The organism is Tenacibaculum sp. UWU-22 (genome assembly GCF_041021355.1).
GTDB lineage: Bacteria > Bacteroidota > Bacteroidia > Flavobacteriales > Flavobacteriaceae > Polaribacter.
This window is the reverse complement of the sequence record NZ_JBFNGP010000002.1, coordinates 69,070-93,160: the sequence shown is the minus strand read 5'-3', so window position 1 is coordinate 93,160 and position 24,091 is coordinate 69,070. Positions and strand designations below refer to the sequence as shown.

Here is a 24,091-nt window from a genome sequence, read left to right as displayed (position 1 = left end):
AAATAAAAATATTTTTTGAAGCATAAAATACAATACCTGTTTTTTTTTGTATTCCTACTCTTTTTAGCATCTTGTAGCCATAAAAAAGAGCAGTATAATGCTGTAGGTAAAACAGACACTACAGCTATTTTTATATCGTCGAAAGTAATTTCTGATAGTCTTTTTGTTGGCGACCAAGCTTGTAAAAAATGTCATAAGCAAGAATATAAAAATTGGAAAGGCTCTTTTCATGATAAAGCAATGCAAATTGCCTCAGATTCTAGTGTTTTAGGAAATTTTGATAACCAAAGGTTTACAAGTCAAAAAGTAACTTCTCATTTTTATAAAAAAGATGGAAACTATTACGTTAATACTCAAGGCCCAGACGGGGAGTATTATGATTATAAAATAGAATACACCTTTGGGGTTAAGCCATTACAACAGTATATTGTAAAATTCCCTAACGGTCGGTATCAGTGTTTAAACACAGCTTGGGATAGTCAAAAAAACAAATGGTTTAGCTTATACCCTGACTTTAAAGTTGTACACTCTGATTGGTTACATTGGACCAAAGGGGCTATGAATTGGAATAATATGTGCGCCGATTGCCATTCTACCAATGTTAGAAAAAATTATAATACATCTACCGATAGTTATCACACACAATATTCGCTTATTAATGTAAGTTGTGAGGCTTGTCACGGACCTGGAAAAGAGCATATAAGCCAAGTAACTAAATTGGCAGGGCAATACAAAAAATCGACAAGTAATTTAAAAATGACAACAGGTATGCCCTCAAAAAAAATAGTTGATGAGTGTGCACGTTGTCATATGCGTAGAGAGCAAATTTCTACAAATTATAATTATAAAGGCACTTTGTTAGATCATTATTATCCAAATTTAATCATGCAAAATACCTATTATCCTGATGGGCAAATTTTAGATGAAGATTATGTTTATGGTTCTTTTATACAAAGTAAAATGTATCACAATGGTGTAAGTTGTGTAAATTGTCATAATCCACATTCAACATCAATAAAATTTGAAGGTAATAAATTATGTATGCAATGCCATGAGCCAGCCAAGTTTAATGTGCCGTCTCATTACAAACACTTGAGTAATTCAGAAGGCGCCAAGTGTGTTAATTGTCATATGCCAGGTAAATTTTATATGAAAAACGATTTTAGACGTGATCATAGTTTAAGAATACCACGACCAGATTTAAGCATAGCCTATGGCACACCAAATGCGTGCACTCAATGCCATACAGATAAAGATAATAAGTGGGCTTTAGAAAATTATAAAAAAATGTTTGGTGAGCCTAAAAAAAACCATTTTTCTGATTTATTAGCTCCTGGGTTAACAGGTAAACCTAATGGTTTAAATTCACTTTTAACCCTAGCAAAAGATACTGCTTACCCAGTAATGGCTAGAGCTTCGGCAATTAATGGAATGAAACCGTATTTAAATGCTCAAGTAGTAAATCAATTATTAAGTTTTTTAAAAGACGATTCTTCGTTAGTAAAAGCGGCTAGTTTAGATGTTTTAGGTCAAATAGATAATAAAGATTATTTTTCTTACTTTTTACCGTTGTTAAAAGACAAAAAACGAGCGGTTAGAATAAAAGCTTTTTTTGCTATAGGCGGTTTAGATGAACTACAGGTGCCAAAAGAATACCAAGAAGCCTATAAAAAGGTAAAAGCTGAATTTAATGCAAATATTAATCAAAATGCTGATTTTGTTGGTGGAAGAATGAAAAAAGCAGATTATTATTTAAAAAAAGGAAAACTTTCTTTAGCAATATCAGAATACGAAAAAGCATTAAAAATTGATAATTTAAATAATATTGCTCGAACAAATTTAGCAAATTTATATTATAGAAATGGCGATATGGTTAAGGCAGAAGAAGCGTTTAAAACCATTATAAAACAAGAGCCAGCATACGGAGAAACCTATTATTCGTATGCCTTGTTATTGTCTGAATTAAACAGAACAAATGAGGCTATTGCTCAAATAAAAAAAGCTATACAGTATATGCCTGATAATATTAGATTGTATTATAACCTTGGTTTAATGTATACCAAAGTTAACAATTATGCTCAGGCTAAGATTACAGTTAAAAAAGGGTTAGAAAAATCGCCTCAAAATGGTGATTTATTATACATATTAGCATACACTTATTTTAAAAATAAAGAATATGAAAATGCTAAAAAAACCGCTGAAAAACTTGTACAACTTTATCCTAATAATCAAAGTTATATCAATTTTTATAATCAGCTTAAAGGCAATAGATAGCGTTTCAGAATAAGTTTTAGCAAAATTTAGACTTTTATTAAAATTATTGAAGATTTATTTTTTTGTAGATTTATATATTAAATATACGACCTATTTTTTTAAGACAAAAACTACAGATTAAAAAAAATACCTACTTTTGCTAACCAAAAATGTCTTAGTTAAGACTTAGAATGTTGATAATTGTAAATGATTTATGGCAAAAAATTTAGTTATAGTAGAGTCACCAGCAAAAGCAAAAACCATTGAAAAATTTTTAGGAAACGATTTTCAGGTAGCCTCTAGTTTTGGGCACGTTGCTGATTTACCGTCTAAAGAATTAGGGGTAGATGTTGAAGGTGATTTTAAACCAAAATATATAGTTAGTTCTGATAAAAAAAGTGTAATAAAAAAACTAAAAGACTTAGCTAAAAAAGCAGATACTGTATGGTTAGCTTCCGATGAAGATAGGGAGGGAGAAGCTATTGCATGGCATTTGGCAGAGCAATTAAAGTTAGATGATAAAAACACTAAACGTATTGTTTTTCATGAAATTACTAAAAAAGCTATTTTAAAAGCAGTTGAAAATCCACGTAAAATTGATTATAATTTGGTAAATGCCCAACAGGCAAGACGTGTTTTAGATCGATTAGTAGGGTATGAGCTTTCACCTGTACTTTGGAAAAAAGTTAAAGGTGGTTTATCGGCAGGTAGAGTACAATCGGTAGCTGTTCGATTAATTGTAGAACGTGAACGAGAAATAGAAAATTTTAAACCCCAAGCATCATATAGAATAGATGCTGAATTTGTAAATGCTGAGGGTAAAAAATTTAAAGCCAAATTAACAAACAATTTTTCTACTAAAAAAGAAGCAGAAGATTTTCTTCATTCTTGTTTAAAAGCAGAATTTTCGGTTGCTGATTTACAAAAAAAACCAGCAAAAAAATCACCTACAGCACCATTTACAACGTCAACATTACAGCAAGAAGCCTCTAGAAAATTAGGTTTCCCAGTAGCCAAAACTATGTTAATGGCACAGCGTTTATATGAAGCAGGGTTAATTACTTATATGCGAACCGATAGCGTTAATTTATCTGATGATGCTAAAAATGCTGCTCGAGAAGAAATTATAGAAAGTTATGGTGAGGCTTATAGTAAACCTCGTAATTTTTCTACAAAATCAAAAGGTGCTCAAGAAGCTCACGAAGCTATTCGTCCAACCAATATGCAGCTTCACGAAGTTTCAGTAGATTATGATCAAGACCGCTTATATAGTTTAATATGGAAACGTACTATTGCTTCACAAATGAGCGAAGCTCAATTAGAACGTACCGTTGTAAAAATTGGTAATACTAATAACGATCATCAATTTAGAGCAGATGGAGAGGTAATTACCTTTGAAGGGTTTTTAAAAGTGTATTTAGAAGGTACTGATAATGAAGAAGAAGAACAAGCAGGAATGTTGCCTAAAATGAAAATTTCAGAAAAGCTAGATAATAAATTAATTTTAGCAACAGAGCGGTATACACGTCCAGCGGCTCGTTATACTGAAGCTGCATTGGTAAAACGATTAGAAGAGCTAGGTATTGGTCGTCCGTCTACTTATGCACCTACTATTTCTACTATTCAGCGTAGAGAATATGTGGCAAAAGGAACCGTAGAAGGTAAAGATCGAAAATATACTCAGTTAAGCTTAAAAAATAACGAAATTTCTGAAAAAACCTTATCAGAAAAAGTAGGTTCTGATAGAGGTAAATTGGTGCCTACTGATATAGGTAATATTGTAAACGATTTTTTAGTAGAAAATTTTTCAAATATTTTAGATTATGGTTTTACCGCTAAAGTAGAAGACGAATTTGATGAAATTGCCGAAGGAAAAGAAAATTGGACATCGGTAATTAAAGCTTTTTACAACGATTTCCATCCTATGGTAGAAGATGTAGCGGCTAATGCTGATCGAGCTAAAGGAGAGCGATTGCTTGGGGTGGATTCTGAAAGCGGTAAAAACGTTTATGTTCGTTTAGGACGTTATGGAGCTATGGTGCAAATAGGTGAGGTGACAGACGAAGAAAAACCAAGGTTTGCAAGTTTGCAAGGCGATCAAACAATGAATTCTATTACTTTTGAAGAAGCAATGGATTTGTTTAAACTGCCAAAAACACTAGGAGAATATGAAGGGAAAGAAGTTGTTGTAGCCAATGGAAGATTTGGTCCTTTTGTACGTTTTGATAAATTATTTGTTTCGTTAGATAAAGGTGAAAACCCGATGTCGGTAGATTTAGACAGAGCTATTGAGTTAATTGAAGCGAAGCGAAAAGCCGATGCTCCTATTGGTGAATATCAAGGGTTGCCTATTCAAAAAGGAGTGGGGCGTTTTGGTCCTTACATAAAATGGAATGGAATTTTTATTAATGTAAATAAAAAATATAACTTTGATAAGTTATCACAAACCGATTTAGAAGAGCTTATCGAAGATAAAAAGAAAAAAGAGCGAGAAAAAGTAATTCATAATTTTGAAGATGTTGGTATTCGCGTAGAAAAAGCGCGATGGGGGCGATTTAATGTTATTAAGGGAAAAATAAAAGTAGAATTACCTAAAACAACCGATATAGAAAAAATAACTAAAGAAGAAGCAGTTAAATTGATAGAAGCTAAAACGCCAAAAAAAAGAGCTACGAAAACAACCAAAAAGAAATAAGTAAATGATTGCAGATTTTTTAAGTCCTGTAAAAGAAACTGTTTTAGCACATACTGTGTTGCAATTGCCTCAATGTTTGGGAAAAAAAATAGCCATTTACTCTAAAAAAAATGGATTTCCAGATTTACAAGGGGTTAAGATAGCTATTTTAGGAGTTAAAGAAGGGCGAAACGGATTAGATAATACGGGGTGTGGAGAAAATCTACACTTTATAAGAAAGCATTTATACCAACTTTTTCAAGGAAACTGGCATACAAAAATTGCAGACTTAGGCAATGTAGAAAAAGGAAATACCGTTAAAGACACCTATTTTGCGGTGCAAGAAATTATTTCGTACTTACTTAAAAGTAATATTATACCTGTTATAATAGGAGGTAGTCAAGATATTACATATGCAAATTACCGCGCTTATGATGTATTAGAGCAAACGGTAAACTTAGTTTCGGTTGATAGCCGTTTTGATATAGGCTCGGTAGATGATGAGTTAAACTCGCACTCTTTTTTGAGTAAAATTATTATGTGTAAACCCAATAATTTATTTAATTACGCTAATATTGGTTATCAAACCTATTTTAATGCTCAAGAAGAAATAGATTTGTTAGATAAAATGTTTTTTGATGCCTATCGTTTAGGTGAGGCTAAAAACACAGAAATAACAGAGCCCGTAATGCGCGATGCAGATATTGTGAGTTTTGATATAGGGTCGATTCGTCAAAGTGAAGCTCCAGCAAATAATAATGCGTCACCTAACGGATTTTATGGTGAACAAATTTGTGCTATAGCTCGTTATGCAGGTATAAGTGACAAAGTTACTTCTTTTGGTGTCTATGAATATAATAGCAGACTTGATGTAAACCATCAAACAGCTCATTTAATAGCTCAAATTATTTGGTATTTTATTGAAGGTGTTAACTTTAGAGCTAAAGATTATCCGTTTTCAACAAAAAATAAATATCAAAAATTTACCGTTTTATTAGATAATGACGATCCAATTAATTTCTATAAAAGTGATAAAAGTGGACGCTGGTGGATGGAAATTAATTTAATTACAAATAATAAATACAAAAGACATGCGTTAATACCATGTACGTATCAAGATTATCAAGACGCGATTGCTCAAAAAATTCCTGATAGATGGTACAAAGCGATGAAAAAAATATAAAAGACTAATTAAAAACGTTGGTTTTTAATTAAAAAAATAATACGTTTACATACTTTTTTGAAAAGACATAAAATTAATATGAAGAAATTAGCAGTATTTGCAGTATTAATAGCTATTATTTACAGTTGTGGTTCTAACGATAGAGGAGAGGTGTTAGGAGTTAAATCAAAAAGGAAATGGTTTCCAGAAAGACCCTATCAAATGGCGTTTATTCCAGGAGGCTCATTTACTATGGGTAAACAAGACGAAGACCCATTAGGAACGTTAAATGCTCCAGCAAGAACGGTGACTGTTCAGCCATTTTATATGGATGAGTTAGAAACAACAAACAGTAAATATAAAGAATTTGTATACTGGGTAAGAGACTCTATTACTAGAACTAAATTAGCCTATCAAGCAGAATTTGCATCTATGGGAGCAGATGCTGGACCAAATGCTAAAACTACAGGAATTCAAAAATATGCATTTGCAACTGCAGATACTACCAATATGTCGGCATACGATAAATATATGTTAGAAAATTACTATGAAATTGGTGATGGGCTTGATTCTTTAAAACCCTTGAACAGGAAAGTAGAACTTATTTGGGATAAAAGTCAATATCCAGATGCTGATTACGTAGAAGTTATGGATTCGCTTTATATCAAAAAAAATGAAGCCTTAAACGGAATTAGAACCTTTAATACTAAATTTTTAAAGTATAGATATTCATGGTTTGATAATGAGGCTGCGGCTCGTAAAGGAGAAAATAGAAAAAATTTCTTAAGACACGAAGTGGTTAATGTATATCCAGATACTACTGTATGGATAAAAGATTTTAACTATTCGTATAATGATCCAATGCACCAAGAATATTTTTCGCATCAAGCTTACGAAAATTATCCAGTAGTTGGGGTTAACTGGTATCAAGCAAAAGCCTTTTGTAACTGGAAAACAAAAAAGAAAAACGATTATCAACGTACTAGAAAAAACTTAGGTTTAGTACCTTATTTTCGTTTACCTACAGAGCCCGAGTGGGAATACGCTGCTCGAGGAGGTCTAAATTATGCAAAATATCCTTGGGGTGGACCAAGTACAACTAGCGACAGAGGTTGTTTTCTTGCTAATTTTAAACCTGTTAGAGGTGATTATGCAGCAGACGGAGCTTTATATACTGTAGAAGCAAAATCATATAATCCAAATGATTATGGATTGTATAATATGGCTGGTAACGTATCAGAATGGACGGCTACTGCATACAACCAAATGTCGTATTCTATGGGATCAACGATGAACCCAAATGTAGAAGATGAAAAAAATCAAAGAAAAATTATTAGAGGCGGGTCGTGGAAAGATGTTTCCTACTTTTTAGAGGTAAGTTCTCGTGATTGGGAATATGCCGATACAGCCAGAAGTTATATAGGCTTTAGAACGGTACAAGATTATTTAGGTACCAAAAAAAATTAAACAACAACCAAAAATCATTAAATTTCTCTAAAAAATAAATTATGGCACAATCAAAATCTATTAAAAAAATATTTAACATGGCGTATAGCCTAGGTGCTTCAGTCGTTATTATCGGAGCTTTGTTTAAACTTAATCATTATAGCTTTGGATGGCTTACAGGGTCAAAAGTATTAGCAATTGGTTTAATAACAGAGGCAGTAATATTTGCTATTTCGGCTTTCGAACCCGTTGAATCAGAGTTAGATTGGACCAAGGTTTACCCTGAATTAGCAGATGGTAAATCTTCAGGTAAAAAAGAACCAACCTCAGGCGAAGCACAAAGCTTATTATCACAAAAGCTAGATGATATGTTAAAAGAAGCAAAGCTAGATGCTAATTTAATGTCGCGTTTAGGTGATGGAATTAAAAATTTTGAAAATGCCGCACAGGGGTTAACTTCTGCTTCAGAAGTGGTAAGTTCAACAAACAAATATAACGAACAAATGTCTTTAGCGGCTGTAAAAATGGAGTCGTTAAATAGTTTATATCAATCACAGGTAGAAAATTCAGAAAAACAAACAGCTTTAAATGAAGAGTTGGTGGAAAATTCTAGACGATTACAAGAACAAATGGAATCATTGGCAGCAAATTTATCTTCACTAAATGGTGTTTATGGAGGTATGTTATCTGCAATGTCGAATAAATAAGTAATAATTAATTAGTATCAACTAACTATAAAACATTTAACTAATTAATATGGCAGGCGGAAAATTATCACCAAGGCAAAAGATGATTAACTTGATGTATCTTGTATTTATTGCAATGCTAGCAATGAATATGAGTAAAGAAGTGCTATCAGCTTTTGGTTTAATGAACGAAAAACTTGTAGACTCTAATACTAGAGCTGAAAAAAAGAACGTAGCAGCTTATGATGCTTTAGCTTTAAAAGCATCAGAACAAGAAAAACAATACGGTAAGGCTAAAGAAAAAACCGATAGTATTAGAGCAATGTCTGATGATTTATACAACTATATTGAAGATTTAAAAACAAAAATGACTCAAGATGTTGAAGATAAGACAGGCTATGAAACAATGGATAAGTCTAGTTTTTTAGACCAATATTTTTTTGAAGGAGGAAAAGTGTCAACTCATGGTCAAGAATTTATAGATAAGGTAAGTGCTTATCGTGATGGAGTAATTAAAATATTGGGTAAAAGAGAGTTAGCAGATATTGTAGCTTCTCGATTTCAAACATCAGATATAACCAATAGTGAGGGTATAACCTTAAACAGATTAAAATATCATTTTGAAGGTTTCCCTTTAATAGCTTCGGTAACAAAATTAACACAGATGCAGTCAGACATTAGAACTACTGAATCTGATGCGCTTTCTTCGTTGTTAGAAAAAGAGTTATCAGCGGCTGTTTCAATGACTAATTATGAAGCAATGGTTGTTTTTGATAAAAATGCGTATTACGCTGGTGAAAATTTATCGGGTAAAATAGTTTTGGGTAAAAATGACCCTAATTTAACAGCAGAAAAAGTAATTTTAAATGGCAGAGAAGTTTCTAAATCTAAAATAAAGGCAGGGCAGGTATTGTTAGATGGGCCTGCAGGTTCTGTAGGAGATAAAACAATAAAAGGATCGTTCTTTTTTAAAGAAAATGATTCATTAGTAGAAATACCTATAAAAGGGTCTTATGCGGTAATACCAAGACCTAATGAAGCAGTGATTTCTGCAGATAAAATGAATGTGGTATATAAAGGGCTAACAAACCCAATGACAATATCAATACCTGGTATTCCATCAAATAAAGTAACAGCTAGTGCCCCTGGTTTAACAAGAAATACAGGCAGTAGTTATTCTATGAACCCACAAGGAGCAGGAGGAAGTGATGTTACCATACGAGTTTCAGGTACTTTACCAGATGGCAAACCCGTTAGCTCAAATAAAGTTTTTAGAATAAAAGATATACCCCCAGCAATGGGTATGGTTCGAGGGCAATTTGGTACTATTCAAATGCCTAAAAGTAGTGCCGCTAGAATAAGTATAGCAGCAGGTTTACCTGACTTTTTATTTGATTTAAAACTACAAGTGTTAAGTTTTAAAGTTAAAGTACCAGGTCAGTTAACGGCTATTGTTAATGGGTCACAGTTAGATTCGAGAGCAATAGGTGTTATAGGTAAAGCTAGCAGAGGTGATATTATTACCATATATGACATTAAGGCAAAAGTAAGTAACTCTTCGTATCAATTAAAAAGAGTTTTACCAGTTAATATAGAGATTACAAATTAATAGATAATAAAAGTATGAATTGGAAGCAGTTTTATATCGTTTTACTTGTATTGGTAACAGTAGGTACAGTACGTGCTCAATCAAATCTGCTAAATGCTAAAAAAGTAGAAGACATTGGTAAACAAACCGAAGAGCAAAAAGCCGTTGATAAAGACGATCCTTTACCATATGGGTATATTGCCGATAAAGATATTTTATGGTCTAAAGTGGTATGGGAATATATTGATTTAAATCAAAAAATTAATTTACCGTATTATTATCCTATCGATTCTACCAATGCGCCATTAAACCGTCGCTCTTTGTTTGATACCTTAATTACAGGTATTAAATCAGGAAAGATAAAAGAAGTTTATACTGATTCTAATTTTACTACAAAAGTAACTCCTGAAAGTTTAGATCAGTTGTTGGTTAATAAACGACAAAATGGAGAGTTTGTTGATGAGTATCGTATTAATTCAGAATTAGTTCAAGGCTATATGTTAAAAGGAGTTTGGTACTTTGATAAACGTCAAGGCGAGTTAAAATACCGTTTATTAGCTATTGCTCCAATGGGACCCGATGTGCAATCTATTGGGGTTAAAGAAATTGATGATTCTGATAATGTGTATGAACTTTTTTGGGTGTTTTTTCCAGATGCGCGCGAGGTATTACATAAATCGAAAGTGTTTAATCCAAAAAATTCTTCACAGCCAATATCGTACGATAATTTGTTAAATGCTCGTAGATTTAATTCGGAAATTGTAAAAGAAGAAAACATATATGGAAATAGAAGTATTGCCGACTATATACGTGGAAATGCATTATTTCAATTGTTAGAGTCTGAAAAAATTAAAAACGATATTAGAGATCGTGAAATGGATATGTGGAGTTATTAAAACTTCCCGAATCGCTTTATTTAAAAAATAAAGCAGATATTTATATAAAAATATTTTTGAAAACCTGAACTTTGTTTCAGGTTTTTATTTTTAGTATAAACTATACCGAATAGCTTATAGGTAAAATAATTTAGCATAGTATAATGCTGTTTTTTTTACATATACATACTCATAAAACATATATTTTTTAATAAATGAATGTTGATTATATTATTGTAGGTTTAGGGCTGGCAGGATTAGCGTTTGCCGAGAATTTAATAGAAAATAATAAAACCTTTATTGTTTTTGAAAACCACTCGCAAAATGCCTCATTAGTAGCAGGTGGAGTTTATAATCCAGTTGTTTTAAAGCGTTTTACACCTGTTTGGAACGGGCATCAACAATTAGCGTATGCCTTGCCTTTTTACCAAAAAATAGCTGATAATTTTAATCAAGAATTAGATACAAAATTCAATACAAAAAAAGTTTTAAAATCTGTTGAAGATGAAAACAATTGGTTTTCCGCATTAGATAAGCCTACCTTATCCAACTATATGTTGCCTAAAATTTCACGTGATAAAATTGCCGGCGTAATAAGTGATATTGGTTTTGGAGAACTTACAGGAACAGGAAGAATAGATACAAAAAAAATAATATCTACCTACAGGGCTTTTTTAGCAGGTAAAGATAAAATTAGGTTTGAAAAATTTAAACATCATAAAATAATGTTTAAAGAACAGCAAGTAGTATATCAAGATATCATTACTAAAAAAATTGTTTTTTGTGAAGGCTATGGAGTAAAAGACAATCCGTTTTTTAATACATTACCTCTAAAAGAAGCAAAAGGCGAATTGTTAACTATTTATGCCCCTGATTTACAAATCAATTTTTTATTAAAATCAGCCGTATTTGTACTTCCTATAGAAAAAGATATTTATAAGGTAGGGGCTACTTTTAACTGGAAAGACAAAACGGTAGCGCCTACCGAAGACGGAAAAAATGAATTGATAGAGAAACTAAAAAAAGTACTTACAGTACCCTATAAAATTATCGAACAAACAGCAGGTATTCGCCCTACGGTTAAAGATAGACGTCCTTTGGTAGGTGTTCATCTAAAACACCCACAATTAGCTGTTTTAAATGGTTTGGGTACACGAGGTGTTATGATTGCGCCTACGGTAGCTAAAAACCTATATAATCATTTAGAAAAAAATGAAAAATTAGATTTAGATATTGATATTAAAAGGTTTGGGTAATTTTAAAATAGAAAATTGTTATTTTTCTTTTTTTTCAGCTTCTTTTGCAAGTTTAGGGTCGTAATACACAAAAAAATTAATCCAAATTATTCTTGAAAACCGTAGCGATAAAGGCGATAATAGTAATGAAACCACCACAATAGTTATGGCAGTTTGTAAAAAAGTAAGGTTTATAATAAGTTTAGCAATAACAAATATAATTATAACAAGCGCAACAGCAATAGCGTAATTTACATACATTGCACCAAAATAAAACGAAGGTTCTATCATATATTTTTGTTTGCAAGAGCTACAACAATTGTGTAGTTCAATTACTTTTTTTGGATTATAAGTAATGCCATATTTAAAAAAATCACCTTCATTACAACGTGGACATTTTCCTTTGATAACACTATATGACTTGGTTCCTTTTTTAATCATATTTTAAGTAGTTTTGTAAAAAATATAAAATAGAAATAAGTATATGGTAAATGTACATAATTTATCGGTTTCATTTATGGGTACTGATTTGTTTTCAGGTATTACTTTTAAATTAAATAAAGGTGACCGAGTGGGGCTAATTGGAAAAAATGGAGCTGGTAAATCAACACTTTTAAAAGTATTATCTAAAGATATTGAAAGTAGTGATGGTAATATGGCTTTTGAAAAAGATGTGCGTATTGGTTTTTTACGTCAAGATATCGATTTTGAAATAGGAAGAACTGTTTTAGAAGAAGCTTATCAAGCATTTACAGAAATTAATAAGATAGAATTAGAACTTAATAAAATTAATAAACAATTAGCTGAAAGAACTGATTACGAAAGTGAAGCGTATAACCAGTTAATTATTAATTTGAATGAGGCTACTGAACGATACGAATTACTAGGCGGGTATAATTATCAAGGCGAAACTGAAAAAATTTTACAAGGCTTAGGTTTTCAACGAGACGATTTTAATAAACTCACCGATACATTTTCTGGCGGGTGGCGTATGCGAATAGAACTAGCAAAGCTTTTGTTACAAAACAACGATATTTTATTACTCGATGAGCCTACGAATCATTTAGATATAGAATCAATTATATGGTTAGAAAATTTTTTAAAATCATATTCAGGTGCAATTATGTTAGTGTCGCACGATAAAATGTTTTTAGATAATATAACCAATAGAACTATTGAAATTTCTTTAGGGCAAATTTACGATTATAAAAAACCATATTCTCAATTTTTAGAACTCCGTTCAGAAATTAAAGAAAAGCAAATACAGGCACAAAAAAATCAAGAAAAAGAAATAAAACATACCCAACAGTTAATCGATAAATTTAGGGCAAAGGCTAATAAAGCATCAATGGCGCAATCGTTAATGAAAAAACTCGATAAGGTAGAACGTATTGAGGTAGATAAAGATGATAATGCAACGATGAATATTCGCTTTTCGATTTCTAAAGAGCCAGGTAAAATTATTGTAGAAGCTGAAAACTTAGCTAAAAATTACGATGATAATCAAGTTTTAAAAGATGTTAATTTATTAATTGAGCGTAATGCAAAAATAGCTTTTGTAGGACAAAATGGGCAAGGAAAATCAACCTTAGCTAAAATTATGGTTGGTGAAATTCCGTTTGAAGGAAACTTAAAACTCGGGCATAATGTAGAAGTAGGATACTTTGCTCAAAATCAATCCGAAGAATTACCTCCTGAAAAAACCGTCTTAGAAATTATGGAAGATGCGGCAAATGACACTAATCGCGTACGCGTACGTGACATGTTAGGGGCATTTTTGTTTGGTGGTGAAGCAGTAGATAAAAAAGCCAAAGTACTATCAGGAGGTGAGCGAAATAGGTTGGCGCTTTGTAAATTACTATTGTCTCCATTTAATGTATTAATAATGGATGAGCCTACAAACCATTTAGATATTGCGTCTAAAAAAGTATTAAAACAGGCACTTCAAAACTTTAATGGCACGTTAATTATTGTGTCGCACGACCGTGATTTTTTACAAGGATTAGTTACTAAAGTATATGGATTTAAAGATCAAGAAATTAAAGAATATCTAGGGGGTATCGATTATTTTTTAGAGCAGCATAAAATAGAAAGTTTGCGCGATGCTGAAAAAAGAACGGTGGTTGATGAAAAAAATATATCCCCTAAAAAAGAAGTTCAACAACTGTCTAGAGAGCAAGAAAAAGAGTTAAAAAAGCTAAAAAATAAATTAGGTAAAATTGAAACCCAAATTTCTGATTTAGAAGCAGAAATTGAGCAGATTGATTTAGCCTTGGCTCAAAATTATGACGAAGTATCTTCTCGCCCTAATTTTTTTGAAACTTATAAAGCTAAAAAAGCCGCTTTAGATGCTTTGTTAGAAGAATGGGAAACGGTAGAAGAACAAGTAACCAGTTTTTAAAGTGAATAATTCTATTTTTGATTTAACTATTACTACTAAAAATCAGCAAGTATTTTTGCCTGTTTTAGAAAAAATGGGGATAGAGCTTTTTATTAAACGAGAAGATGCTATCCATCCATTTGTGTCGGGTAATAAATTTAGAAAGCTTAAATACAATATTAAAGCGGCTAGAGAACAACAAAAAGATACCTTATTAACCTTTGGCGGTGCTTTTTCTAATCATATAGCGGCTACTGCTGCTACAGGAAAAATAGCAGGTTTTAAAACTATTGGTGTTGTTCGTGGAGAAGAGTTAGGGTATAATTTACACAAAACCTTAACAACTAACACAACTTTAAATGAGGCTTATAAAAATGGTATGCAACTTAAGTTCGTCACAAGAGAGGCGTATCGTAATAAAACATCTCAATTGTTTATTGAGCAACTAAAAAAAGAGTTTGGTGATTTTTATTTGGTTCCAGAAGGGGGTACAAACTCACTTGCCGTTAAAGGTTGTGAAGAAATTTTAACAACTGCCGATGAAAAATTCGATTATATTTGTGTGGCTGTTGGTACAGGAGGTACTGTTTCAGGATTAATAAACTCGACAAAAAAATATCAAAAAGTTATCGGTTTTCCAGCGTTAAAAGGTGATTTTTTATCAGAAGAAATAAAAAAATATACACTTAACAACCTTAATTGGAGTTTAGTAAATGAATATCATTTTGGCGGTTACGGAAAGCATACCAGTAGTTTAATTTCATTTATAAATGCTTTTAAAACACAAACCAATATATTATTAGACCCTATTTACACTGGTAAAATGTTATTTGGAATTGTCGATTTAATTAAAAACAATCATTTTAAAGAAGGAAATAAAATTTTAGCAATTCATACAGGAGGTTTACAGGGAATTAATGGTGTAAATCAATTGTTAAAACAAAAAAATAAAGAATTAATAATAATTTAATGAGTACAAAATTTGTTTTTATAATGGTAATAACCACTCTTTTTTTTACAAGTTGTGGAACCCAAAAAAAAGTAATAAAATCTACCACTTCTAAAACTGTGGTTATCACAGCACCTAAAGAAACTCAAAAAAATACAACTCCTTCAAAAGACACAAAATTAGACACGCCTGTTTTAAGTGTTAATCAGCGTACTCAAGAGTATATTGATAAATTTGCGGCTATTGCAGTAACCGAAATGTATAAATATAATATACCGGCAAGCATTACATTGGCTCAAGGAATTTTAGAATCGGGTAGTGGGTTTAGTGATTTAGCAACTCGCTCTAACAATCATTTTGGTATTAAATGTCATAAAGGATGGGAAGGGGCTAGCGTATTGCACGATGATGATGAGTTGGGGGAGTGTTTTAGAAAATACAAACACCCAGACATGTCGTACGAAGATCACTCACTTTTTTTAACCTCTAGAAAACGGTATGCTGATTTGTTTAAACTAAAAAAAACAGATTATAAAGGATGGGCAAAAGGTTTACGAAAAGCAGGGTATGCTACCGATAAAAAATATCCACAAAAATTAATTAATTTAATAGAAAGCTATAAGTTGTATCAATATGATTACTTACAATCAGATGGGGCGCTAATACAAGAAACTTCAAAAACAATTCAAGATAAAACAGCTAATACTACGCTTTATATTGTTGAAAAAGGAGATACGTTATATTCGATAGCTAAAAAGTATAATACTTCGGTTGAAAAATTAAAGCAATTAAATGACTTAGAAAGCAATACCCTTGCTATTGGTCAAAAATTGGTGCTTCAATAAAATTAGAATCACTTGTTACAATTAAGTTAATTGGATTTATTACTATGCTCATACCGATATCATTCGATAAAAAGGATACCATTTTAACAACTCAATTTGCTTACCGTATTAAAGAGATAAAAAAGTTTTATTTTAGACAAGGAGAACAATTAGATTAATTGAAATTTTGTATTTTCACATAATTAATTAATTATATGTTAGTGCGAGTTGTAATTTTTGTTTTGGTGCTGTTTTGCTGTACTTCGTGTCGCTTTTTTACATTAAAAAAAGAATCGTCTTCTGCAAATTTAACCGACACCACTATAAACTTTACGAAAGTAGATGTGTCTCCGTCTTTTACAGTTTGCAAAAATAAAATTGATGAAGAAAAAACAGCATGTTTTAGAGAAACTATTCATCAAAAAATTGCCACTAGTTTAGCAAAACATAAATTTAAAATTAAAGATTCTATTAACGAAACGATTTCGGTAACGTTGCTAATTTCATCTAAAGGAAATATTAAAATAGATACTATTATATCTTCTAAAAATATAAAAACTTTATTGCCTAAATTAGACAGTTTATTATATGTTTCGGTTGCAGAATTACCTGAAGTTTTTCCTGCAATTAAAAGAGGTATTCCTGTAACCACCAAATATTCATTGCCAATAAAAATTCAGTTAGCAGAAGAAAATAAATAAGAAAACTTTTTTAATGTTAATTTAGTATTTGCCAAAGTTTATCTTTTAGTTCTTGTAAACCTTGTTGTGCTACTGATGATATAAAAATAGTTTCAACACCATTGGGTAAATCGTTTGTAATTTCAGCTTTTAATTCATCGTCTAGCATATCAGATTTAGAAATTGCTAGCAATCGGCTTTTATCTAGTAACTCGGTGTTGTGTTTTCGAAGTTCGTTTAGTAAAATAGCGTATTCTTTTTTAATATCGTCACTATCAGCAGGGATAAGAAACAGCAAAACCGAATTGCGTTCAATATGGCGTAAAAAATAATGTCCCAGCCCTTTACCTTCGGCAGCACCTTCAATAATACCAGGTATGTCAGCCATTACAAAACTTTGCTGATTACGGTAATTAACAATGCCTAGATTAGGTTTTAAAGTGGTAAAAGCATAATCGGCAATTTTGGGTTTAGCCGCCGTAATTACCGATAATAAGGTTGATTTTCCCGCATTAGGAAAACCGACTAAGCCTACATCGGCTAGTATTTTTAATTCAATTCTAAACCAACCTTCTTGCCCGTCTATACCTGGTTGTGCATAACGTGGAGTTTGGTTGGTTGCCGTTTTAAAATGCCAATTTCCTCGACCGCCTTTACCGCCTTCTAATAATATAATTTCTTCTTGATCTTCTGTAATTTCGAATAAAATAGCATCACTATCGGCATCTCTAATAATAGTGCCTAGAGGTACAGGAATAATTACATTTTCACCATCTGCACCTGTACTTCTACTGCTACCTCCATCACCACCATGGGTTGCTTTAAAATGGCGTTGGTATTTTAGGTGAAAAAGAGTCCACATGTTTTTGTCGCCTTTGATAATTACATGCCCTCCACGTCCGCCATCGCCACCATCTGGTCCACCTTTAGCAATGTATTTTTCGCGGTGTAAGTGTGTAGACCCACGTCCACCTTTACCTGAAGAGGCATATATTTTTATATAATCGACAAAATTTCCTTCAGTCATTATTTATGAGATATTCTTTTTGTAAAAGTAGTTAAAGATAAAATATTATAATGTATCAATAACATCTAATAAACGTTGTGTAATTTCTTCAATAGCACCTACACCGTTTATACCGAAGTAAATATCTTGAGCTTGGTAATAATTTTTTAAAACAGCTGTTTTAGTATTGTATTCGTTAAAGCGGTTGCGTATTTTACTTTCGTCTGTATCGTCTGAACGCCCACTTGTTTTACCTCTTTCAAGTAATCGTTCTACTAGTAAATCTTCGGGTACTTCTAAGGCAATCATACCACTTATTTTTTCGCCTTTTTCGGCTAAAAAAGCATCTAAAGCTTCAGCTTGTGATTCCGTTCTAGGAAATCCATCAAATATAAACCCGTTAACATTTTTATTTTTATCTACTTCGTCTTTTAACATATCAATGGTTACTTGGTCGGGTACTAAATCGCCAGCATCAATATATTTTTTTGCTAATAAACCTAATTCGGTTTCGTTTTTAATATTATATCTAAACACATCTCCAGTAGAAATATGTTTTAAATTATAAGTATCTTTTAAAATGTCTGCTTGAGTTCCTTTTCCTGCTCCTGGAGGGCCAAATAATACAATGTTTTTCATTTTGGGTGGTGGTGTTAATTGGTAAATGCTGGGTAAATTTCTTCCCAATTCGTTGTAATCTAAACCGTAGCCTACTATAAACTTGTCTTCAATGTTTTTTCCAACATAATCAACATGAAGTTCTTTTTTAAACACACTAGGTTTAAAAAATAGTGTAGCTACTTTAAGTTGTTTAATATTTTCGTTTTTAAAGATATTATAAATTTCTTGTAGGGTATTTCCCGTATCAATAATATCTTCTAATATAATAACGGTTCTATCCGTTAAATCTTGGTTGATGCCTATTAATTTTTTTACTTTTTTTGATGATGTGGTGTCTTGATAAGAGGCTAATTTTACAAACGATATTTCGCAATCTCTTTCAAATTCGCGAATAAAATCGGAAGCAAACACAAAACAACCATTTAAAATACCAATAAAAACAGGTACTTCATTTTCGGGTAAGTCGTCTGTTACTTGTTGTACTAAATTTTTTACGATAACCTTAAGTTTAGTTGAACAAATAAAAGGCTTAAAGTATAAATCGTGAAGTTTAATAATTTTCACTGGTTATGTGTTTTTATTTTTAGGTAATTAAAACTGCAAAGATACTTGTTGGGTTTAAACAAAAAAACCGTTTTTATACTGTTGTACAGAATCTAAAAACGGTTTTTAATTTTATTTACTAAAAATTATTTTTTATTTCTAGGTTCTTCTTTTTTAGAAGTATCATACATAATAGGTGTTGCTATAAATAAAGATGAATAGGTACCTACTACAACCCCAACAATTAAGGCAAACATAAAACCTCTAATAGAATCGCCTCCAAAGAAGAAGATTGCTAGCATTACCAATAAAGTGGTTAACGAGGTGTTAATAGTTCTACTTAAGGTTGAGCTTAAAGCTTTGTCAACGACACCTTCTGACATTGTTTTGCTTTTTCCAATATATTCCCTTATTCGGTCAAATATAATTACGGTATCGTTTATCGAATATCCTACTACGGTTAATATGGCAGCAATAAACGATTGTCCAATTTCCATATCAAAAGGCATGAATTTATAGAAAATTGAAAACACACCTAATACAATTAATACATCGTGAAAAAGTGCAGCAACAGCTCCGATAGAAAATGATACTTTTCTAAAACGGAATAAAATATATAAGAAAACGCCAATTAACGAACCTAATACTGCCCATAATGCAGATTTTTTGATATCGTCAGCAATGGTAGGTTCTACTTTCATATAACTCATAATACCGTTACCAGCTTTTTCAAAACCAGGTTTAAAGTTTTCGTAAGAGGTATCTTTTAAATAAGGTTTTAACCCTTTATATAGTGTGTTTTCTACTTCATCATCTACATTTTTACCTTTTTCATCAATTTTAAAAGTAGTTGTAATTTTTAATTGGTTGGTAGGACCGTATGTTTTTACTTCAGGAGCAGTACCAAAAACAGTTTTTAAGGTAGAAGCTACTTCGTTAGCTTTCATAGGTTGGTCAAAACGAACAATGTATGAGCGTCCTCCTTTAAAATCAACCCCTTGTTTTAAACCGATAGTGAAAATTGAAATTAACCCAATAACAATAATAGTTCCAGAAGCAAAATAGGCTATTTTTCGTTTTCTTAAAAAGTCAACATTAATATTTTTAAACCAGTTTTTAGATATTTTAGTATTAAAAGTTAACTTACTTTTTCTGTCAACAGCTCCGTCAATAAATAAACGTGTTATAAAAACAGCTGTAAATAACGACGTTGCGATACCAATCATTAAAGTTAAGGCAAAACCTTTAATAGGTCCAGTACCAAAAACATATAAAATAATACCTGTTAATAGGGTTGTAATATTAGCATCAATAATAGCTGATAACGCTCCTTTGATACTAAAGCCTTCTTCTACGGCTTGCCTTAGCCCTTTACCTGAGGTTAAATTTTCTCGAATTCGTTCAAATATAATTACGTTGGCATCGACCGACATACCAATGGTTAAAATAATACCCGCAATACCAGGTAGTGTTAATACGGCATTAAAGGAAGCTAAAATTCCGAAGATAAATAAAATATTGACTACTAAAGCAATGTTAGCATATGCCCCAGCTTTACCGTAGTATAAAACCATCCATCCTAATACTAATAAAATAGCCAATGCAAAAGACCAAATACTTCTGTTAATCGATTCTTTACCTAATGATGGACCAACAATTTCAGCTTGAATAATTCTTGCAGCCGCAGGCAGTTTACCCGCTTTTAAAACGGTAGCAATATCTTGTGCTTCATTAACGGTCATACTACCACCAGAAATTTGAGTGCTACCACCTGTAATAGCCCCATTTACAACGGGTGCAGTATATACATAATTATCTAATACAACAGCAACAAATTTACCTACATTTTCGCTCGTCATTTTAGCCCATTTTTTTGCACCTGTGCTGTTCATCAACATCGAAACAACAGGTTTGCTAAGTTGGTCGTATTCTTGACTTGCATCTGCAATCACATCTCCATCAATTGGAGCTTGATCGTTTCTGTTAGATTTAACAGCGTATAAACCAATGATTTCAGAAGATTTGTCGCTACTTAGTTGAGCTTTATAATCCCATAAAAATTTTGCATATTTTAAGTTTTCTGGCAACAAAGCTCTCACTTCTTTCATTGCTAAAAACTTATTTACCTTAGCGGTGTCAGTAACTTTAGCTTGAGCAATTAAAGAGCTAACTTGTCGCTGACTTTGCGCAATGTTAGGGTATAGGTATGAAAATAGATTTTTTTGAGTGTCTACTTTGGTAGAATCTGCCGATTCACCTAATAAATCGTCAATATTATTTGCTTTGGTAGAATCTTTAGCTTGTTGAGGAGCTGATTTTTTTTCTTGTTTTAAAATTTCTGCTACTTTGTTGTTGGCAGCAAAGAAAAAGTTTTGAAGGTCAGAATTGGTAAAAACTTCCCAAAATTGTAGTTTAGCAGTACTTGTAATTAATTTAGTTACCCGGTCGATATCTTTAGCACCAGGTAATTCTATTTGGATACGACCCGAGTTTCCAATACGTTGAATATTAGGTTGTACTACTCCAAATTTATCAATACGACTACGTAATACTTCAAAAGCAGTATTAATAGAAGTGTTTATTTCTTCTTGTAAAATAGGTTTAACTTCTGCATCTGTTTTTTTAAAGTCGATTTTACCGCGTAAAGTTTTATTACCAAAAATACTAGGGTCACTTAATTTAATAGTTCCATTACTTAGCGTAGTAAATTCTTTATAAAACAAATCTAAATAATTGTCTTGACTATTTTTTTGTGCTTCGTCTGCTTTAGCTAGTGCTTGATTAAAAACAGCATTTTTAGAATTATTAGATAAGGCAATAAGTATGTCTTTAACCGATACTTGTAAAATAGCATTAATACCCCCTTTTAAATCTAAACCAAGGTTCATTTCTTTATCCTTGATGTCGTTGTAGGTGTATCCAGCAACAATATCTTTGTTAGCGACACTATCTAAGTAAATTCGTTCTGATTTTGCAAGAGCTCTACCATCGTTATTGGTAACTTTTGACTCTGCATACTTAAGTGCTTTACGTTCAACTTTGTTAGCAACAAACGTAAATGATAATTGGTATAAACTCACTAATCCAAATAGAATAGCAAATATTTTAATAAGTCCTTTATTCTGCATTTTTAATAATTTTAATCGACTTTGTCTGTAATAAAAACGTGCAAATATAGTATTTCAATTATGATTACCCAATAAATTATATAAACAATTGTAAAAGGTTAAAAATGCTTTTAAAACTTTCGCTAAATACCTGTTAAAATTGATATATTTACCAATCGTTACTAACCGTAGGAATTTAAGGAGTTTTCTCTGGTCTTTTTAATTTATACTTAATCTGATTTTAGTGTAATCTGCCTTATAAAATTCACATAAAAATAGTTTATAGATAATATGGATTATAAATCAGATATTGAAATAGCACAATCAAAAAAAATGCTGCACATAAAACGTGTAGCAGCTAAGTTAAATGTTGATGAAAAAGAAATTGAAATGTATGGCAAGTATAAAGCGAAGTTACCATTACATTTAATAGATGAAGAAAAGATAGCACAAAATAATTTAATTTTAGTAACAGCCTTAACACCTACTCCTGCGGGGGAAGGAAAAACAACTGTTTCAATAGGATTAACCGAGGGGTTAAATAAAATTGGAAAACAAGCCACAGTTGTATTAAGAGAGCCTTCTTTGGGTCCTGTTTTTGGTATTAAAGGTGGTGCTGCCGGCGGAGGATATTCGCAAGTAGTGCCAATGGAAGATATCAATTTACATTTTACAGGCGATTTTAATGCGGTAGAAAAAGCTAATAACTTATTAGCTGCGTTAATAGATAATAATTTACAAAACAAAATTAACAACCTAAATATAGACCCAAGAACCATTTTATGGAAACGAGTAATTGACATGAATGATCGTTCGTTACGTCAAATTACTATCGGTTTAGGAGGTACTGCAAACGGAATTCCGAGAGAGGATGGTTTTAACATTACGCCAGCATCTGAAGTAATGGCAATTTTATGTATGGCAACTTCGTTTGATAATTTAAAAAAACGCTTAGGTAATATTTTTATCGGTTTTACATTTGATAGAAACCCCATTTTTGCCAGAGATTTAAAGGCGCAAGACGCTATGGCTATTTTGCTAAAAGATGCAATAAAACCTAATTTAGTGCAAACGCTAGAAGAAAATCCGGCTATTATACATGGAGGTCCTTTTGCCAATATTGCTCAAGGTACCAATACCATTATTGCTACTAAAATGGGCTTGTCTTTGTCAAATTATGTGGTTACAGAAGCAGGGTTTGGAGCTGATTTGGGTGCCGAAAAATTTTTAAATATAAAATCACAATACGCAAAATTAAATCCAAAATGTGTGGTGTTGGTAGCTACTATTAGAGCCTTGCGACATCATGGAGGCGTGTTGGAAAAAGATTATAATACGCCCAACATACAGGCCGTTAAATTAGGATTTAAAAATTTAGAAAAACACATTGAAAATATTCGAAAATTTAACATAGAACCTGTGGTTGCTATAAATGCATTTTCTTCTGACACAAATCAAGAAGTTAATTTTGTAAAAACAGCTTGTGAGCAATTGGGGGTACACGCAGTTTTAGCTGAAGGATGGGCTAAAGGAGGAGCAGGTATGACTGATTTAGCCAAAGCTGTTGTAGATGTAGTTGAAAATAAAGCAACACTTTTTAAACCTTTATATAATTGGGAAACCCCTGTTGTTGAAAAAATTGAAAAAATTGCTAAAGAAATTTATGGTGCTTCTTCCGTAGATTTTGATAATAGGGCTAAATTAGATTTACGCCGTATAGATAAATTAGGATTTAACAATTTTGCAATTTGTATGGCAAAAACTCAAAAATCATTTTCTGATAATGCTAAATTAATAGGAAGACCTGAAAATTTTACGGTTACGGTACGAGAAATAGCTATTGCTGCTGGTGCAGAATTTATTATACCAATTTTAGGAAAAATGATGCGAATGCCAGGATTGCCCTCTCAACCCGCTTCAGAATCGATGAATATTGATAGTAATGGGGTAATTTCTGGATTGTCTTAAGTACTAGATAATATCCTAGGATATTATTAAATTACAGGGAAAAGACTATAAAAAAACTGCCTAAGAACAGCTATTCTTAGGCAGTTTTTTTATG

17 protein-coding genes are annotated in these 24,091 nt (G+C 31.9%); 13 read left to right on the top strand and 4 right to left on the bottom strand.

What is annotated here, in order from left to right:
• Nucleotides 1-15: 15 nt before the first annotated feature.
• The 8 genes from AB2B44_RS05735 to AB2B44_RS05700 all read left to right on the top strand — a co-directional run bounded on the left by AB2B44_RS05735 (nucleotide 16) and on the right by AB2B44_RS05700 (nucleotide 11,940).
• Entirely contained in the window at nucleotides 16-2,274 is a 2,259-nt protein-coding gene (locus AB2B44_RS05735; protein ID WP_369048615.1) for a tetratricopeptide repeat protein, read from the top strand.
• Between the two features lie 193 nt (nucleotides 2,275-2,467).
• Nucleotides 2,468-4,948 carry a type I DNA topoisomerase gene (gene topA / locus AB2B44_RS05730; protein WP_369048614.1) on the top strand — a complete coding sequence of 827 codons (2,481 nt, stop codon included), beginning with the start codon at nucleotides 2,468-2,470 and terminating at the stop codon, nucleotides 4,946-4,948.
• Between the two features lie 4 nt (nucleotides 4,949-4,952).
• Nucleotides 4,953-6,110 carry a formimidoylglutamase gene (locus AB2B44_RS05725; protein ID WP_369048613.1) on the top strand — a complete coding sequence of 386 codons (1,158 nt, stop codon included), beginning with the start codon at nucleotides 4,953-4,955 and terminating at the stop codon, nucleotides 6,108-6,110.
• A gap of 78 nt (nucleotides 6,111-6,188) precedes the next feature.
• Nucleotides 6,189-7,556: a gliding motility lipoprotein GldK gene (gene gldK / locus AB2B44_RS05720; RefSeq protein ID WP_369048612.1), complete on the top strand. Its 1,368-nt coding sequence runs from the start codon at nucleotides 6,189-6,191 to the stop codon at nucleotides 7,554-7,556.
• A gap of 41 nt (nucleotides 7,557-7,597) precedes the next feature.
• Nucleotides 7,598-8,242: a gliding motility protein GldL gene (gldL, locus tag AB2B44_RS05715; protein WP_369048611.1), complete on the top strand. Its 645-nt coding sequence runs from the start codon at nucleotides 7,598-7,600 to the stop codon at nucleotides 8,240-8,242.
• A 49-nt stretch (nucleotides 8,243-8,291) separates the two neighbouring features.
• Complete coding sequence (gene gldM / locus AB2B44_RS05710) at nucleotides 8,292-9,830, top strand: gliding motility protein GldM (protein ID WP_369048610.1); 1,539 nt, start codon at nucleotides 8,292-8,294, stop codon at nucleotides 9,828-9,830.
• A gap of 14 nt (nucleotides 9,831-9,844) precedes the next feature.
• Nucleotides 9,845-10,705, top strand: coding sequence for a gliding motility protein GldN (gldN, locus tag AB2B44_RS05705; RefSeq protein ID WP_369048609.1), 861 nt, complete (start codon nucleotides 9,845-9,847; stop codon nucleotides 10,703-10,705).
• 194 nt (nucleotides 10,706-10,899) lie between these two features.
• The gene (locus AB2B44_RS05700; protein ID WP_369048608.1) at nucleotides 10,900-11,940 is read left to right on the top strand and encodes an NAD(P)/FAD-dependent oxidoreductase; all 1,041 of its coding nucleotides are present in this window, start codon (nucleotides 10,900-10,902) and stop codon (nucleotides 11,938-11,940) included.
• Between the two features lie 18 nt (nucleotides 11,941-11,958).
• Here AB2B44_RS05700 and AB2B44_RS05695 read toward each other — a convergent pair whose 3' ends face one another.
• Complete coding sequence (locus AB2B44_RS05695; protein WP_369048607.1) at nucleotides 11,959-12,360, bottom strand: DUF983 domain-containing protein; 402 nt, start codon at nucleotides 12,358-12,360, stop codon at nucleotides 11,959-11,961.
• A gap of 43 nt (nucleotides 12,361-12,403) precedes the next feature.
• On the opposite strand from AB2B44_RS05695, the gene AB2B44_RS05690 reads away from it, so the two are divergent.
• From AB2B44_RS05690 to AB2B44_RS05675, 4 genes are all read left to right on the top strand, one after another.
• Nucleotides 12,404-14,320: an ABC-F family ATP-binding cassette domain-containing protein gene (locus AB2B44_RS05690; protein ID WP_369048606.1), complete on the top strand. Its 1,917-nt coding sequence runs from the start codon at nucleotides 12,404-12,406 to the stop codon at nucleotides 14,318-14,320.
• Nucleotide 14,321: 1 nt separating this feature from the next.
• Entirely contained in the window at nucleotides 14,322-15,269 is a 948-nt protein-coding gene (locus tag AB2B44_RS05685) for a 1-aminocyclopropane-1-carboxylate deaminase/D-cysteine desulfhydrase (protein WP_369048605.1), read from the top strand.
• Nucleotides 15,269-16,093, top strand: a complete 825-nt coding sequence (locus tag AB2B44_RS05680) for a glucosaminidase domain-containing protein (protein WP_369048604.1) — start codon at nucleotides 15,269-15,271, stop codon at nucleotides 16,091-16,093. The genes AB2B44_RS05685 and AB2B44_RS05680 overlap by 1 nt, the downstream gene beginning before the upstream one ends.
• Nucleotides 16,094-16,287: 194 nt before the next feature.
• Nucleotides 16,288-16,773 (top strand): hypothetical protein, encoded by a 486-nt coding sequence (locus AB2B44_RS05675; RefSeq protein ID WP_369048603.1) that lies wholly within the window; start codon nucleotides 16,288-16,290, stop codon nucleotides 16,771-16,773.
• Between the two features lie 16 nt (nucleotides 16,774-16,789).
• Here the strand turns inward: AB2B44_RS05675 and obgE are convergent, their stop codons facing one another.
• From obgE to secDF, 3 genes are all read right to left on the bottom strand, one after another.
• Nucleotides 16,790-17,779 carry a GTPase ObgE gene (obgE, locus tag AB2B44_RS05670; protein ID WP_369048602.1) on the bottom strand — a complete coding sequence of 330 codons (990 nt, stop codon included), beginning with the start codon at nucleotides 17,777-17,779 and terminating at the stop codon, nucleotides 16,790-16,792.
• A gap of 45 nt (nucleotides 17,780-17,824) precedes the next feature.
• Nucleotides 17,825-18,943, bottom strand: coding sequence for an adenylate kinase (locus AB2B44_RS05665; protein WP_369048601.1), 1,119 nt, complete (start codon nucleotides 18,941-18,943; stop codon nucleotides 17,825-17,827).
• A 125-nt stretch (nucleotides 18,944-19,068) separates the two neighbouring features.
• Nucleotides 19,069-22,050: a protein translocase subunit SecDF gene (gene secDF, locus AB2B44_RS05660; protein ID WP_369048600.1), complete on the bottom strand. Its 2,982-nt coding sequence runs from the start codon at nucleotides 22,048-22,050 to the stop codon at nucleotides 19,069-19,071.
• Between the two features lie 270 nt (nucleotides 22,051-22,320).
• Here secDF and AB2B44_RS05655 point away from each other — a divergent pair, with 270 nt between their 5' ends.
• On the top strand, nucleotides 22,321-23,997 hold the full coding sequence (locus AB2B44_RS05655) for a formate--tetrahydrofolate ligase (protein WP_369048599.1): 1,677 nt from the start codon (nucleotides 22,321-22,323) through the stop codon (nucleotides 23,995-23,997).
• Nucleotides 23,998-24,091 lie beyond the last annotated feature (94 nt).